Origin of the sequence: Klebsiella sp. GG_Kp175, assembly GCF_040062325.1 — a bacterium.
Lineage (GTDB): Bacteria > Pseudomonadota > Gammaproteobacteria > Enterobacterales > Enterobacteriaceae > Klebsiella > Klebsiella quasipneumoniae.
Genome location: NZ_JBEAFX010000011.1, coordinates 332,444 through 347,154 on the forward strand (window position 1 = coordinate 332,444; position 14,711 = coordinate 347,154).

At 61.5% G+C, this 14,711-nt stretch carries 14 protein-coding genes; 4 read left to right on the forward strand and 10 right to left on the reverse strand.

Annotation, left to right across the window (positions count from 1 at the left end):
- Positions 1-296: 296 nt before the first annotated feature.
- The 4 genes from nhoA to ABLU73_RS17380 all read right to left on the reverse strand — a co-directional run bounded on the left by nhoA (position 297) and on the right by ABLU73_RS17380 (position 4,596).
- Positions 297-1,142, reverse strand: coding sequence for an N-hydroxyarylamine O-acetyltransferase (gene nhoA / locus ABLU73_RS17365; RefSeq protein WP_264924347.1), 846 nt, complete (start codon positions 1,140-1,142; stop codon positions 297-299).
- Positions 1,143-1,218: 76 nt separating this feature from the next.
- Positions 1,219-2,874, reverse strand: coding sequence for an iron ABC transporter permease (locus ABLU73_RS17370; protein WP_264924345.1), 1,656 nt, complete (start codon positions 2,872-2,874; stop codon positions 1,219-1,221).
- A 55-nt stretch (positions 2,875-2,929) separates the two neighbouring features.
- On the reverse strand, positions 2,930-3,898 hold the full coding sequence (locus ABLU73_RS17375) for an ABC transporter substrate-binding protein (protein ID WP_100051076.1): 969 nt from the start codon (positions 3,896-3,898) through the stop codon (positions 2,930-2,932).
- Positions 3,895-4,596, reverse strand: a complete 702-nt coding sequence (locus ABLU73_RS17380; protein ID WP_048324392.1) for an ABC transporter ATP-binding protein — start codon at positions 4,594-4,596, stop codon at positions 3,895-3,897. The genes ABLU73_RS17375 and ABLU73_RS17380 overlap by 4 nt, the downstream gene beginning before the upstream one ends.
- 214 nt (positions 4,597-4,810) lie before the next feature.
- Here ABLU73_RS17380 and ABLU73_RS17385 point away from each other — a divergent pair, with 214 nt between their 5' ends.
- Positions 4,811-5,392 carry a flavin reductase family protein gene (locus ABLU73_RS17385; protein ID WP_004202718.1) on the forward strand — a complete coding sequence of 194 codons (582 nt, stop codon included), beginning with the start codon at positions 4,811-4,813 and terminating at the stop codon, positions 5,390-5,392.
- Positions 5,393-5,447: 55 nt separating this feature from the next.
- Here the strand turns inward: ABLU73_RS17385 and ABLU73_RS17390 are convergent, their stop codons facing one another.
- Positions 5,448-6,272, reverse strand: coding sequence for a helix-turn-helix domain-containing protein (locus ABLU73_RS17390; RefSeq protein ID WP_004202721.1), 825 nt, complete (start codon positions 6,270-6,272; stop codon positions 5,448-5,450).
- A gap of 204 nt (positions 6,273-6,476) precedes the next feature.
- On the opposite strand from ABLU73_RS17390, the gene ABLU73_RS17395 reads away from it, so the two are divergent.
- From ABLU73_RS17395 to ABLU73_RS17405, 3 genes are read left to right on the forward strand one after another with little or no spacing between them, the layout of a single operon-like run.
- Complete coding sequence (locus tag ABLU73_RS17395) at positions 6,477-8,045, forward strand: sugar hydrolase (RefSeq protein ID WP_200982727.1); 1,569 nt, start codon at positions 6,477-6,479, stop codon at positions 8,043-8,045.
- 23 nt (positions 8,046-8,068) lie between these two features.
- Positions 8,069-9,451, forward strand: a complete 1,383-nt coding sequence (locus tag ABLU73_RS17400) for a glycoside-pentoside-hexuronide (GPH):cation symporter (protein WP_043519650.1) — start codon at positions 8,069-8,071, stop codon at positions 9,449-9,451.
- 43 nt (positions 9,452-9,494) lie between these two features.
- Positions 9,495-11,099, forward strand: a complete 1,605-nt coding sequence (locus ABLU73_RS17405; RefSeq protein WP_043519651.1) for a carbohydrate porin — start codon at positions 9,495-9,497, stop codon at positions 11,097-11,099.
- Between the two features lie 39 nt (positions 11,100-11,138).
- Here ABLU73_RS17405 and pptA read toward each other — a convergent pair whose 3' ends face one another.
- The 5 genes from pptA to ABLU73_RS17430 all read right to left on the reverse strand — a co-directional run bounded on the left by pptA (position 11,139) and on the right by ABLU73_RS17430 (position 14,711).
- The gene (gene pptA / locus ABLU73_RS17410; RefSeq protein ID WP_023313258.1) at positions 11,139-11,366 is read right to left on the reverse strand and encodes a tautomerase PptA; all 228 of its coding nucleotides are present in this window, start codon (positions 11,364-11,366) and stop codon (positions 11,139-11,141) included.
- Positions 11,367-11,436: 70 nt separating this feature from the next.
- The gene (locus ABLU73_RS17415) at positions 11,437-12,054 is read right to left on the reverse strand and encodes a glutathione S-transferase family protein (protein WP_023297709.1); all 618 of its coding nucleotides are present in this window, start codon (positions 12,052-12,054) and stop codon (positions 11,437-11,439) included.
- A gap of 77 nt (positions 12,055-12,131) precedes the next feature.
- Entirely contained in the window at positions 12,132-12,983 is an 852-nt protein-coding gene (locus ABLU73_RS17420; RefSeq protein ID WP_074437506.1) for a transporter substrate-binding domain-containing protein, read from the reverse strand.
- A gap of 38 nt (positions 12,984-13,021) precedes the next feature.
- Positions 13,022-13,801 carry an amino acid ABC transporter ATP-binding protein gene (locus ABLU73_RS17425; protein ID WP_004202729.1) on the reverse strand — a complete coding sequence of 260 codons (780 nt, stop codon included), beginning with the start codon at positions 13,799-13,801 and terminating at the stop codon, positions 13,022-13,024.
- Entirely contained in the window at positions 13,785-14,711 is a 927-nt protein-coding gene (locus ABLU73_RS17430; RefSeq protein WP_004202730.1) for an amino acid ABC transporter permease, read from the reverse strand. Before ABLU73_RS17430 ends, ABLU73_RS17425 begins: the two co-directional genes overlap by 17 nt.

Here is a 14,711-nt window from a genome sequence, read left to right on the forward strand (position 1 = left end):
TCACAGGCTCATCCCCCGTAGGTCCGCGCAAGCGCAGCGCCGCCGGACAAGATATCAGGCTCAGTACCTGTAATTTCGCCGGGCGGCGGCTCTCGCCTTACCCGGCCTGCAGGGCCCTCTCACAGGCTCATCCCCCGTAGGCCCGCGCAGGCGCAGCGCCGCCGGACAAGATATCAGGCGCGGTACCTGTAATTTCGCCGGGCGGCGGCTGTCGCCTTACCCGGCCTACAGGGCCCTCTCACAGGCTCATACCCCGTAGGCCCGCGCAAGCGCAGCGCCGCCGGGCATGAGGAGATTTACTTCCCGGCTTCCGGATGGGTATCGAACGCCGCCATTACCGCCGCCAGCGCCGCTTCGCTGAAGCCATGTTTAGGATCGTCCACGCCCAACCCGAAGCGGGTTTTCAGCCCTTCGTACAGCGCGGAGACATCGGCAAAATCGACCTTCTCCACCACGTGGTTATTCTCCCAGTGGGTAAAGTGGAAATTGGTGAGGGTCATTTTGCCGCCGTCAGGCAGATGACGGCACATCAGCAGGTGGTGACGGAAGTGGGACTGCGGCCAGTGCGCCGACCAGAAGTTACCCATCACATAATCAGACGCATACTGGCGGCCTAAATCGAAATGGTACATCGACTGCCAGTGTTCGTGATGGTTGAACTGCAGCGTCCACTCATCCCCTTCATGCACCAGACGATAGCTGCCGTGCGGCGTCTGCTGCGGGATATCGGCCAGCAGCTTAATCGGCGCGGTCAGCGTCTGGCCGCCGAAGCCAACGTCGGCTACCCAGCGCTCGCCCGCCACTTCCACCAGCAATAAACGGTGAGTGCGCGGCGGCATCTGCGGCGGATTGGCCAGCACCACCCGGCCAAGCAGGCTGCGAACGTTAAAGCCTATTTCGCGCAGCGCGCGCTCCAGCAGGCCATTTTGTTCAAAACAATACCCCCCGCGGCGGCCGGCGATCAGCTTCTCTTCCAGCGCCAGGTCGTCAAGATGGATCTCGCGCGGCAGCAGGACGTCGAGGTTTTCAAAGGGGATGGCGCTGTTATGCTGCAGATGCAGTTGGCGCAAGGTATCAATGGAAACATCAGGCTCGCCCGTCCAGCCCAGACGGGAAAAATAGGCGCGTAAAAAGGGACTCATCAGGGTCTCCAGCTGTAGGTGTCCGACATTTATAGCCTATTTTTCCGCGCCGACCCTCTTTTTTGTGCGCTTGCTGTTAACCGCGCGTGCTGCGCTGCATCAGCGCCAGCGCCGTCAGCATCAGGACCAGACCGGTCAACAGCGTCAGGCTGGCCATCGCCATGCCCTGACCAACGGATCCTTGTTCAAACTGGCGCCAGATAAACACCGCCACGGTCTGCGTGCCGGCGGGCGACAGCAGCAGCGAAGTCACCAGCTCCCGGGACGCCACCGCAAACACCATCAGCATCGCCGCCAGCAGCGCCGGAAAGACCAGCGGCAGGACAATCAACCGCAGCGCCCGCAGCGGCGACGCGCCGTGCACCCGGGCGGCGGGCTCAAGGTTCGGGCCCAGCTGGCGCAGCGCGCTGCCGACATAGCGCACCGGCCAGGGCAGCAGCAGGCAGCAATAGGAGAGCAGCAGCATCCACAGCGTGTTGTAGGGCGAGCGCGGCCAGAAGGGCTGATTCCACAGCAGGATCAATCCCACCCCCACCACCACGCCGGGCAGCGCCGCCGGCATCAGCGACAGCGCATCCACCACCCCGCGCCCTTTGATCTTCTGCACCATTACCAGCCAGGCGGCCAGCAGCCCCAGCGCGCCGACGATCAGCGCCGAACCTAACGCCAGCGACAGGCTGACGCCGAGGGCCGACAGGGCATCGCCCTGCTGGTCGAACAGCGCCGCGAAGTGACGCAGCGTGACATTCTCCAGGCTCACCCCGCCCGAGAGGGTGCCCATCAGGCTGGTGAGCATCATCGAGACGGCGGGGACCCCGACCGCCAGGCCGCCGACGGCCGCCATCACCAGCAGCGCGGGCAGCGTCATCCAGCCCAGCGACGCTCCGCGGTTTTCTCCCGGTTTACCGGTGACGCTGGTGACCTCCTTCTCCCCCACCAGCCGCGTTTGCAGCCACCAGGCGAACAACGCCACCGCCATCAGCAGCAGCGACAGCAGCGCAGCGCCGGTGAGATCCACCGGCCAGTCGGCCAGCTTTTTCTCAATGCCCACCGTCAGCATCACTACTCCCGCCCGACTGCCTAGCGCCGCCGGGACGCCAAACTCCTCGATAGCGAGAGTAAACGCCAGCAGCATCCCCGCCGCCAGCGCCGGGGAGAGCATCGGCAGCGTCACGTGCCAGAAGGCGCGCCAGGCGCTGGCGCCATGGACCCGGGCGACCATCGCCAGCCGTTGCCCGCTCGCCAGCAGGCTGCGGGAGACGGCAAAGTAAACCACCGGAAAAATGTTAAAGGTCATCACCAGCACGATCCCGCTGCGGCTGAACAGCAGATCGTTTAGCTGCCAGCCGGTCAGCTGCTGCAGATAGCCCTGGCTTTGCAGAGCCAGCATCCACGAGAGCGCCGAGATATAGGGCGGCGTCAGAAAGGGGATCAAAAACAGCAGGTCCCACAGCCGGGGCAGCGGCAACGAAAACATACCGCGCAGAATACCGAGCGGCAGGCCGATCATCACGCTGGCCAGCGCCACGCCGCCGGCAATCCACAGCGTACCGCCGAGCATCGACGACAGCTGGGGGTCGGCCAGCAGCGGCGAGACGCCGCCAAAGGCGTCATGGAGCGAACCGGCGCTAAAATGGGGAAAAATCGCCTGCAGCAGAATAAACAACAGCGGTAACGCGACCAGCAGCGTCAGGGCGGCAAGCGTCACGCCGGAAAGGAATTTTTGTTTCACAGCGGTTCCTGAAACGAAGCGTTCTCCGGCGGCCAGCGCCGGAGAACCGTGTCAATTAGTGGGCATACAGCTGACTGAAGCGGCTGAGGACGGCGCTACGCTCGCTACTCCCCTCGCCGCTGGTGGGCAAGACCTTCAGCGCGTCCAGCAGCGGGCGTTTGGCGGCCACATCGCGGCGAGCGGGCATCAGCCAGGCGTCGGCGACCCGCGCCTGACCTTCCGGCGACAGCACGTAATCGATAAAGGCTTTGGCCTCGTCGGCATGCTGGCTGGTTTTGAGGATCATCATCGGGCGCGGGGCGATCACCGTCCCGCTGGCCGGGAAAATCACCTTCAGCGACTCGCCCTGCTGAATATTGCCGTAGGAGACATAATCCACCGCGCCGAACACCGCCGCTTTCGCCCCCTGCATCACCGGCGTCACCGCCTGGGCGTTGGGGCCGCTGACCACCATGCCGTTCTTTTTCAGATCGTCAAACAGCTGCCAGGCCTGGTCGCCCATGCTGTTTTGCAGGCCAATCAGCAGATCCAGCGACGCGCCGGAGAGCGCCGGGTCAGGCGTCGTTACCTTATCTTTAAACGCCGGCTGGGTGAGATCCCGCCACTCTTTCGGCTCCGGAGTGCCGCTTTTGCTGTTCCAGACGATGCCAAGCGCCGAGACCCCCTGGGCGATATAGTCCGCCGATTTCAGATTAGCCGGTACCTTGTCGGCGTTGGCGCTGTGAAAAGGCAGCAACCAACCCCGCTGGTGCAGATCCTCCGCGGTATCCCATGAAGCGGAGATCAGCACATCCGCCTGTGGGTTGGCCTGCTCGGCCTCCAGACGGGCCATCACTTTGCCGGTGGTGGCCTGGAAAACGGTCACCTTCACCCCGGTCTGTTGTTCAAAACCGCTGGCCAGGCTTTTCGCCAGCGAGCCAGGGCCGGCGGTGTAAACGGTCAGCGCATGGGCGCTTGAGAGCATCATGGCGGAGAGAGCCATCGCGAGTACCACTCCTTTCTTAACGGTCATAACGGTGTTCATACAACGTCCCCCGAGGTTGGCGTAACGGCGCGGACAGCGGCCACGCGGCCCGCGGATAAATGGACTATCCGGTCGGCTAACAGCTCGGCTTCACGGCGGTCATGGGTAACATACACGGCGGTGATGCCGAGCTGGCGCAGCAGGCGGCTCATTTCGCCACACAGCGATTCGCGCAGTTCGCTGTCCAGGTTGGAGAGCGGCTCATCAAACAGCAGCACCCGCGGCGCGGCGACGATCGCCCGCGCCAGCGCCACCCGCTGCTGCTGGCCGCCGGAAAGGCCTGAAGGTTTACGTTCGGCAAAGCCGTCGAGGCCCACCCGCGCCAGCGCCTCGCTCACCCGGCGCTCGCGTTCGGCGCGGGCAACGCCGCGCATGCGCAGCGGAAAGGCGACGTTCTGCGCCACGCTCATATGCGGCCAGAGGGCGTAATCCTGGAAAACCATGCCGATATCGCGTTGTTCAGGGGGCAATCCCCATCCTGCGCGGGCCACCAGCCGATCGCCAAAGCGGATTTCACCGCTGGCCGGCACGCTCAGCCCCGCCAGCAGGCGCAGCAAGGTGCTTTTGCCGCAGCCGGACGGGCCCAGCAGCGCCACAATGCTGCCGGGTTCGATATGCAGCGAGAAGCGATCGAGAATGGGGGTCTCTGCGAAGGCGAATGAGACCGCCTGCAGAGTGATAGGGGTCAGCGCGCGCATTGTCGCCCTCCCTTGCGGGAAAGCAACCCCTGCCCGGCGGTCGACATCCGACGGGACGCGCTCACCTGGGATAACATCAGGGGAGCCAACATATTGTGATCCTCTTTGGGACTTTGTGCTGGCGACTATAGTCAGACGAGATGACGTATTGATTACATTTTCATTGCGGCTTAACGTATTACCCGCCAACCGACCCATTACTCAAGGAACGCCTATGAGCCGCTTTCGCCACGTGGAACTGCAGTATGCCAGCCGCCTGCTCAACCACGGTCCGACCATTTTGATCACCAGCTACGACGCTGCGTCCGACCGGCGCAACGTCATGGCCGCCGCCTGGTCGATGCCGGTGGAATTCGCCCCACCGCGGGTGGCTATCGTGGTGGATAAAAGCACCTGGACGCGGGAAATCATCGAGCGCAACGGCACCTTCGGCATCGTGGTTCCCGGCGTGGCCGCCGCCAGCTGGACCTACGCCGTCGGCAGCGTCAGCGGCCGCGATGAAGACAAATTCAATGCTTACGGAATTCCGGTGGTGACCGGTCCGGAGCTGGGCCTGCCGCTGATCGAGGAGAAGTGTCTGGCATGGATGGAGTGCCGCCTGCTGCCGGCGACGGCGGCCCAGACCCAGTACGACACCCTGTTCGGGGAGGTGGTGTCTGCCGCCGCCGATGAACGCGCATTCGTCACCGGACGCTGGCAGTTCGATGACGATAAGATCAATACCCTGCATCATCTGGGGACAGGCAATTTTGTCGCCAGTGGCCGCCACGTGCGGGCAAACTCCCTCGACGAATAAGCGTGACCTGCCGCGGGTGGCAGATTTTTCCCCTGCCCGGCCTGCGGCCCCCCTTTTAACCCGGTGGGCGGCGGCGATCGGCGCTTGGGGTCAGGCCAAACACTTTTTTATACAGGGTGGTAAAGTGGTTGCTGTTGGCGAAGCCGCACAGATAAGCCACTTCGGTAATGGTCATCTCCGTTTCGCGTAATTTGACCCGCGCGGAGACCAGTCGCAGACGTTTCAGATAATTATCCGGCGTTAATCCGGTGGCCTCTTTAATATGGCGAAACGCCGTGCGGGTGGTGAGATGAAATTGCTCCGCCAGCTGCTGCCAGTTATGTTCTTCGAAACAGTGCTCCTGCAGCCAGGTGAGTAATTTATGCAGTTTATAGCGGGTGCTGCTATATTCGGCTTCCGACTCGGCTGTGAGAATGGTGGTCACCAGCTGGAAAAAGAGAGACTCCCGTTGCGGGGTATTATCCGCCGCCCTCAGCGCCGGGGAAAATATCTTTTCCACCAGTTCCCGACAATAGCTGCGGGTCTCCGGTGCCAGCCAGCCATAGCAGGCGGCGCGCTGCGCCGATAATTGCTGCAGCAATCCCTCCATCTGCTGTAAATAGCGAAAGGCCACCGCCGGATTAATTAAGACATTAATCAACTTCAGCGTCCCCAGCTCATCATAATAGTGGACATCGCCAGGCTGGACATAAAATACATCGCCCTGCTGGATATACAGCGGGCGGCCATTAATAACGTGTAATCCATGCCCCTCCTCGACGATCACCAGCTCGGCAAACTCGTGGCCATGTTCCTGGCTATTATCTTCCGGGTCGCTGGCGTACATGCCGAGCTTATCCTGGGGGTGGGTGAAATAATACTCAACGGTCAGTGTCATCATTACAGCAAATCCTGAACAGCCTGGTGCGCAGGGGCACGATAATCTATTCCGGCCCTCGGCACGCGCCCGATGTGCGGATTTGTGATCGCCAGCGCCCCCACCTCATTATTCCTGCCATTTTCACTGACGGTTTGGCATTGCCAGAGTGGTGGTGCCGCCGGACGACGGCCTATGCTGCGCCTAACCTAATGGAGAGGACGCAGTATGACACAGGCAATTCAATACAATTCCAGTGTGGCGATGACCCGCCATCCGCATTTATTAGAGCGTGCGGCCGCCCTAACGCCCGCGCTACATCGTCAGCGCCAGGCGCCGCAGGCCATCGTCGAGGCCGTCGCCGATCCGGCGGCGCTGAACGGCTGGCGGGGACACACCGTCTGCACGCCTGAGCAGTTTTATCAGCAGCCGCTTCGCGTCGGCGACAGCATTATCATTGACTTTGGCAGCCATTTTGTTGGCTACCTGCAGTTCAGCTGCCGCAGCGTCGGCAGCCCGCCGGATGCCCCGGCCCATCTGCACTTCACCTTCGGCGAAACGCTGAGCGAAGTCTGCGAGCCGTTCAGCGAGTACCAGGGGTGGCTGAGCAGTAGCTGGTTGCAGCAACAGGATCTGTGGCTCGACGTCCTGCCCGCCCGGGTTGACCTGCCGCGTCGCTACTGCCTGCGCTACCTGAAGGTGGAAATCAAAGCGCTGTCGCGCAAATTTCGTCTGCAGTTCGATGAGATAGCCCTGGAAACCGTTACCTCAGCCGGCAGCCCGCAGCCGGCGGTCATCGCCGATTCGGAGCTGAAAGCCATTGATGACGTCGCGGTTCGCACCCTGCAAAACTGCATGCAGGAGGTGTTTGAGGATGGGCCGAAACGCGACCGTCGGCTGTGGCTCGGCGACCTGCGCCTGCAGGCGCTGGTCAATGACGTGACCTTCGGCCACCACGATCTGGTCCGCCGCTGCCTGTACCTGTTTGCCGGCCATACCCGGGAAGATGGCATGGTCTCCGCCAATGTCTTTGTTCAGCCTGACGTGCGTGCCGATGACACATTTCTCTTTGATTATTCATTATTTTTTGTCGACGTACTCTATCACTACCTGCAAAGCACTGGCGACATGGAAACCGCCCGTGAACTGTGGCCCACGGCGCGACGGCAAATCGAGCTGGCGCTGACCCGCTGCGATCCCCAGGGTCTGGTGCGCGACAGCGATGACTGGTGGGTATTTATCGACTGGCAGGCAGAGCTGAATAAACAGTCGTCGGCGCAGGGGGTGCTTATCTACTGCCTGCAGCGTGCCCTCTGGCTGGCGCAGCGTGTTGAACCGCAGCGGGTAGCCGACTACACCGCTACGCTCGCGCAGCTGAAAGAGGCCGCCCTCCGCCACCTGTGGGACAGCGAGCGGCAGGTGTTTATCAGCGGCGCCGCGCGCCAGGTCTCATGGGCATCGCAGATCTGGCTGGTACTGGCGGAGGTCGGCAGCGTGGAGCAGCGACAGGCGCTGATGCGCCGTCTGCGGCAGCAGCCCCCCACCATTGCCATGAATACGCCCTATCTGCGCCATCATCACATTGCCGCCCTGCTGCAGTGCGGCCTGCGCGAAGAGGCGATAGCGGAGATCAAGGCCTACTGGGGAGCGATGGTCGACTACGGCGCCGACACCTTCTGGGAAATTTTCGATCCGCAGCATCCTGACTTTTCCCCCTATGGCAGTAAGCTCATCAATAGTTACTGCCATGCGTGGAGCTGTACGCCGGCCTGGTTTATTCGCCAGTACGGACTTTAACAACAACGATAAGCGAGTGATTTATGGCAGAAACAACGTTTACCCTGTGGCGGCAGCGCCTTGGCTATGGCATTGCCGATCTCTCCTGCAACCTTGTGTGGCAGATGATCTCTCTGTATCTGATGTTTTTTTACACCGACGTGATGGGCCTCCCGGCCTATTATGTCGGGCTGATGTTCCTGGTCACCCGGCTGGTGGACGGCGTGGCCGACGTGCTGATGGGGCTGGTGATCGACAATACCGCCACTCGCTGGGGGCGCTGCCGTCCGTATCTGCTGATTGGCGCGATCCCCTTTGGACTGCTGTGTATTCTGGCCTTCTACGTGCCCGATTTCGGCACCACCGGTAAGCTGATCTACGCTTTTGTCACCTATTTGTGCCTGTCGTTTCTCTATACCCTCGTTAATATTCCATTCTGCGCCATGCTGCCGTTTCTGACGAACGACTCGCGAGAGCGCACGACGCTGTCGGCAGTGCGTATTCTGCTCGGCTCGCTCGGGGCGACCATTGTCGCGGTCGCCACTCTGCCGCTGGTTGGCGCGCTGGGGAAAGGCAATCAGGAGCACGGCTTCTTCTATACGGCGGTAGTTTTCGGCGTTATTGCCACCTTTTTTCTGCTGGTGAGCTTCCGGAACGTTAAGGAAAATATCAGCATTACTCAGGAGCGCATGACCTTAAAACGCGCCTGGGTCAGCCTGCGCGCCAATCGACCGTGGTTCGTCTTCGCCATCAACATTTTCCTGATGTGGGGCGCGTTTTTCTTTCAAACCGGGGCGCTGGTCTACTTCTTCCATTATTACGTCGGCAATAACGAACTCACGGCGGTCGTCGCCGGAATCTCCACCTTCGTTCCCCTGCTGGGCACCCTCACCGTGCCGCTGCTCGCCAGCCGAATGAAAAAGCGCCACGTGTATCTGGTCGCCAGCGCGATCAACCTGGTCGGCATGGGTATGATGATGGCGGCAGGCGTTAATAGCTGGGGTCTGGTTGCCGGAGCGGTCGTGTTATCGCTTGGCGCCGGACAGCGCACGGCAATTTACTTTTCCATGCAGGCCGATCCGGTGGATTACGGGGTATGGAAAACCGGCATCAATACCGCCGGCATTTTAACCTCCATCAACGGCTTTCTTGGCAAGGTGGCTATGGCGGGCGCAGGAGCCATTACCGGGGTACTACTCTCATCCGCCGGTTATATCGCTAACCAGACGCAAAGCGACGGCGCGATGCTGGCGATAAAAGCCTGCTACCTCTATATCCCCGCGCTGCTGATTGTGGCCTCAATGTTGTGGATGGGTCGCTTCTACCGCCTCGACGACCAGTACGAGCAGATCCGCGCTGACCTTGACGCTGGACGCCGTGCGCCGTCGAACGCATCGTCTGTTGGTGGAGAAAACCACGCCCTGTAAGGCGCAGCACACCCTTCATACCTCTGAAAAAATAAGGATTGATATGCGTATCTCTTTGATAAGCGCAGCGGTTTGCTGCGCCCTTTTTTCGGCTTACGGCGCGAGTGCGGCCCCACTCACTGTCGAGCAACGGCTGGCTCTGTTGGAGGCCCGGCTAAATCATGCGGAGCAGGAGGCGGGAGAAGCTAAACGCCGGGCGCAGCAGGCGGAGCTGCGCACCAGCGCCGCGGAACAGCGCGCGGCGGCAGCGGAAAAGCAGGTGCAGGCGCTCAGTCAGCGCACCGCAGCGACCGAGCAAAAGCAGCAGGACACCGACAAACAGTTGGCGAAAAGCAGCCTCAGCGATGGCTTCGAGTTCAACGCCTACGCCCGCTCCGGAATGTTAGTCAACAGCCACGGCAAAGGCGCCCGCGGCGGGCCAGGTATCTCCCCGGCCAGTTCGCTCAACGGCGATGCCCACGTCGGCCGTCTCGGCAACGAAAAAGATAATTACGCTGAGCTGAGCTTTGGCAAAAAGCTTACCTTCAACGATGGCTCATGGGCGCGCTTTAAGACCATGCTCGCCGACGGGGCCACCAACCCGGATCCGTGGGTTCAGGATAACGACAGCCACCATCTGAACATTCGTCAGCTGTACGTCGAGATGGGCGACTTCGCCGAGTTCACCGGGCCGTTAAAACGCGCCTCGATCTGGGCTGGCAAGCGCTTCGATCGGGATAACTTCGATATCCACTTTACCGATAGCGACATCATGTTCCTCGGTGGCACCGGCGGCGGGATCAATGATGTCGACTGGGGAAGCGGCCTGCGCGGCGATTATTCGGTGTATGCGCGTAACTTCGGCGACCTTGGCAGCGATAATTACGCGGATAATGACATCCAGAATCTGCTGTTCACCGCAAACCATTTTTACGGCAACTGGCAGCTGATGACCACGGTGATGACCGCCCAGGGCAACGATGACCTGAAAGATAATACCTCGACCACCGGGAGCTATGCCCTGCGCAGCGATAACACCGCCAAAAACGGCTACTACGCGATGCTGGCCCTCCACGACAAACAGCAGTTCTACGGCCTGGCGCCGGGGGTGTCGGAAAGCGCCCTGCAGTACGGCGTCGGGCTGGGCGCCGAAGCGCGTCAGCCGGGGAGCGATGGCGACCTGACCGAGAACGCGGCCTCCCTGCGCTTTGCGTCGTACGGGATCCTGCCGCTGGGGAAAAACTGGCAGCTGGCGCCGTCGGTGATAGCCCAGCACAGCGAAGACCGCTATCGCGACGGCGACCGCTACGACTGGGCGACGTTTAACCTGCGGGTATCGCAAGGGATCTCCGCTCACTTCGCCCTGCTGTATGAGGCCTCGTGGCAGTATATGGATCTCAATCCGAACGGGCGCAGCTATCGCTATAATGACAACGTTTATCAGTATCAGGCGGTGCGCGGTGATTTCTACAAGCTGACCTTCGCCCCCACCTTTAAAGTGGGCGATGTGTTTGATATCAAAGCGCGGCCGGAGATACGTTTCTTTGTCACGTGGATGAACTGGGATAAAGACCTGGATCGTTATGCGATCAACGATGATTTCGGCAGCAAAGGCTTCACCGCTGGCGGGACATGGAACTTCGGCGTGCAGACGGAGATTTGGTTCTGACCGAGCGTCACTGGCGGGCATCATGCCCGCCAGTGACAATTACATGCTATAACCCGGCTTCTTTATCAGCTGCGCCATCTGCGGGGCGATCTCACTGTCCCACACCGCCTGCCACGCGTCCGGCTCGACCTGAGTCAGCGCGACGCTGACGGCGCTCTCTTTGCTGTTCAGATGGCGGATCAGCACCTCTGTGATGTCGGCGGCCAGCGCGTTTTTTTGTTCGTCAGTCAGTTCACGGGGAAAACATTTAATATCTACATGCGGCATAGCAAAGACTCCTTGTGGTCAGAGCCATAACGCTACCACAGAATGGCCGTTCTGGTTGCCATCGCGTGCGTTAAATCAGCTTGTTACGGCGTAGCGCCACGGCCAGCTCCGGTCGCTGACAGACCGCCCGGGCGATGGCGGCGAATTTTGGCGCGTGGTCGTCAAACCACGCCTGTCGCGGCCCCCAGCTGTACATCGCCGCGATATAGCAATCCAGCAACGTTACCGACGCGCCCAGCGCCCACGGCCCGGCGGCAAGCTGCTGTTCGAACCAGAGATAGAGATTTTTCCGGTACTGGCGACAATTCTCCACCAGCTGCTCCGCGGCGGCGGGCGCCCAGCGTTCCGGGTAATCGGCATAGGTAAAGGTAGGATAGACATTGGCCACCAGCCAGACCAGCAGACGCTGGAACTGTTGACGCTGCGGCGTCCCCGGCGCGGGGGCCAGATCGGGACGCTGATCGAGGATCATCAGCGCGATGGCGGCGGTTTCGGTCATGATGCTCCCATCGGCCAGCTGCAGCGTAGGCACCTGGCACAGCGGGTTAATCTGCCGCAGACGCTCGCGCGCCGGACCGGGCTGGTCAAAGCCCTCCACGTCAACCACCTCGTAGGGAATATCGGCCAGGGAGAGCATCAGCTCGCTAATCGTCGAGCCCCATCCCGGCACGCCATAAACGGTTATCATGGTCTGCCTCCAGGGTAAAGCCTAAGTGTAGGCAGAAAATTACCGCTCACCCAAACGGCATACCATGGCCCGGGTGGTTAGTAGGTGATCCCCGGCGGGTTGACCACCGACTGCGCCACCGCTTCGCCCTGCTCTCCCCAGCGCGCCAGCACCTGCTGATATTCACCACGGGCGATCGCCCCGTCGAGGGCTGCCTGCAGGGCAAAGACCAGGCCGTTACCTTTTTTAGTGGTCGTCGCCACCCACGCTTTTTTCGGCCCCAGGCCTACCACCCGGGTCTGGCCATTAAGGGCCGCTTTATAGGCGGCCACCGACTGCGGACCGAAAAAGATATCCGCCCGCCCGGACTGGATATAGAGGTTGCCGGAGGCATCATCGGTCAGGTAGACCGGCTGGGCCGGCGGCCGCCCGGCGGCCCGGTTGTCCTCATTCCAGCCCAGCAGGATCCGCTCCTGGTTGGTGCCGGACCCGACGATCACTTTGCGCCCGGCGAGGTCTGCGGGTCCGTTTACCGCGGCGATGTCGCTGGTGGATTTCACTGAGAAGGCCAGGGAGTCCACCCGGTAGGTGGCGAAATCGAACTTCTCTTTGCGCTTCTCGGTTACCGCGATATTAATCAGCGCCACATCGTAGCGGCCGGCGGCGATGCCCAGCGGCCAGTCCTCCCACGCGGTGGGCACCAGCCTGAGTTTCAGGCCAAGGCTTCCGGCCAGCAGGCGGGCCATATCCGGGTCGCTGCCGATCCGCGTGCGGTTGTCGCTGGCCAGCAGCGCCAGCGGCGGCGAATTGAGCGCCGAGATCGCCACCGTCAGCGTCCCCGGCTCGACGAAGCGATAGCCCGGCGGAATTTTCGCGATCGCCTGCGGGTCGCGGGTGACCGGCAATGGCTGCTCATTGGCGCGCAGATCCAGCGCCGCCTGAGCGTCCATGGCGAGGGCGCTGAGCACAAGGGTCACTATCGCTCTGTTCATGACGGCAGCACCCTGGATAAAAACTGCCGGGTACGCGGATGCTGCGGATGGTTGAGCACCTCATCGCTGCTGCCCTGCTCGACGATCCTGCCGTCGACCATAAACACCACCTGATCGGCCACCTCGCGGGCAAAGCCAACCTCGTGGGTGACCACCACCAGAGTGGTGCCAGAGCGCGCCAGCTTCTTGATGACATCCAGTACCTCGCCCACCAGCTCCGGATCCAGCGCCGAGGTGGGCTCATCAAACAGGATCACCCGCGGGTCCAGCGCCAGCGCCCGGGCAATCGCGATACGCTGCTGCTGGCCGCCGGAGAGATGCCGCGACCAGGCGTCGGCTTTATTGCGCAGGCCGACGACGTCCAGCAGCTCCCAGGCACGGGCAATGGCCTCTTTGCGCGTGGCCTGCTTGTGGGCGATCGGCGCCTCTATCAGGTTCTCCAGCACCGTCAGGTGCGGAAACAGGTTAAAGTTCTGAAACACGTAGCCGACGTTGATCCGCTGGCGGAGGATCTCCTTCTCTTTCATCTCATACAGCTTGTCGCCTTTGCGGCGATAGCCGATATAGTCGCCATCAATCTGAATAAACCCCTCATCAACGCGCTCGAGGTGATTAATGGTGCGCAGCAGCGTGGACTTGCCCGAACCGGAAGGGCCGAGGATCACCGTCACCGTGCCCGGAAGTATCTCCAAGGACACATCGTCCAGCGCTTTGTGGCGGCCATAGTATTTGCTGACGCCGGTGATAGAGATATGGCCATTACGAGAGCTGGGCATGGACGGCCTCCTGGGGCTGTGGTTGACGTGCGGGTTGATTCAGACGGCTGCTGCGGGCGCTGTTCACCGCCGAGCGGCGCTCGCTGCGCGCCAGTCCACGTTCCACCAGGTACTGAATGGCGGAGAGAACGCTGGTGATCGCCAGATACCAGGCGGCGCCGACCATCAACAGCGGGATCACCTCCTGGGTACGGTTGTAGATCATCTGGATGGTGTAGAACAGCTCCGGCATCGCCAGGACATACACCATCGCCGTTCCTTTCGCCAGACTGATGATCTCATTGAAGCCGGATGGCAGAATGGTGCGCAGCGCCTGCGGCAAAATAATGCGCAGCGTGCGTCGCCAGGCGGGCAGCCCCAGCGCGGCAGCGGCCTCATACTGCCCATGGTCAACGCCGAGGAAGCCGCCGCGAATAATCTCCGCGGTATAGGCGCTCTGCACCAGGGTCAGGCCCACCACCGCCGTGGAGAATTGCCCCAGCACGTTTATCGTCTGGTAGCTGGCCCAGGTGACGCCGGTAAACGGGATCCCCAGCGACAGGGTGTCGTAAAGATAGGAGAAGTTGTAGAGAATGATCAGCACTACAATCAGCGGCAGCGAGCGAAACAGCCAGATATAGCTCCAGGCGAGGCTGCTGAGCAGCCAGGATGAGGACAAGCGGGCCAGCGCCAGCAGGCCGCCGAAGATCACGCTCAGCACCGTGCCGAGCAGGGTCAGAAGCAGGGTTTGTCCCAGCCCTTCGAGGATCACCGGGTCAAAGAACCAGCGGGCGAAGACGCCCCACTCCCAGCGCGGGTTGAAGGCCACCGACTGGATCACTACCGCCAGCACCAGCAGGGCCACCAGGGCTCCCACCACCCGCAGCGGATAGCGCGCCGGCACCACTTTTATCGTTTCAGATGTATGCAT

Coding starts and splice junctions, on each gene's coding strand:
- ABLU73_RS17380 (WP_048324392.1), bottom strand. CDS start 4,596: ATGCGCGCGCTGACCCCTATCACTCTGCAGGCGGTCTCATTCGCCTTC.
- pptA (WP_023313258.1), bottom strand. CDS start 11,366: ATGCCGCATGTAGATATTAAATGTTTTCCCCGTGAACTGACTGACGAA.
- nhoA (WP_264924347.1), bottom strand. CDS start 1,142: ATGAGTCCCTTTTTACGCGCCTATTTTTCCCGTCTGGGCTGGACGGGC.
- ABLU73_RS17390 (WP_004202721.1), bottom strand. CDS start 6,272: ATGATGACACTGACCGTTGAGTATTATTTCACCCACCCCCAGGATAAG.
- ABLU73_RS17425 (WP_004202729.1), bottom strand. CDS start 13,801: ATGCCCAGCTCTCGTAATGGCCATATCTCTATCACCGGCGTCAGCAAA.
- ABLU73_RS17395 (WP_200982727.1), top strand. CDS start 6,477: ATGACACAGGCAATTCAATACAATTCCAGTGTGGCGATGACCCGCCAT.
- ABLU73_RS17405 (WP_043519651.1), top strand. CDS start 9,495: ATGCGTATCTCTTTGATAAGCGCAGCGGTTTGCTGCGCCCTTTTTTCG.
- ABLU73_RS17400 (WP_043519650.1), top strand. CDS start 8,069: ATGGCAGAAACAACGTTTACCCTGTGGCGGCAGCGCCTTGGCTATGGC.
- ABLU73_RS17420 (WP_074437506.1), bottom strand. CDS start 12,983: ATGGACGCTCAGGCGGCGCTGGATCTGCGCGCCAATGAGCAGCCATTG.
- ABLU73_RS17375 (WP_100051076.1), bottom strand. CDS start 3,898: ATGAACACCGTTATGACCGTTAAGAAAGGAGTGGTACTCGCGATGGCT.
- ABLU73_RS17430 (WP_004202730.1), bottom strand. CDS start 14,711: ATGCATACATCTGAAACGATAAAAGTGGTGCCGGCGCGCTATCCGCTG.
- ABLU73_RS17415 (WP_023297709.1), bottom strand. CDS start 12,054: ATGATAACCGTTTATGGCGTGCCGGGATGGGGCTCGACGATTAGCGAG.
- ABLU73_RS17385 (WP_004202718.1), top strand. CDS start 4,811: ATGAGCCGCTTTCGCCACGTGGAACTGCAGTATGCCAGCCGCCTGCTC.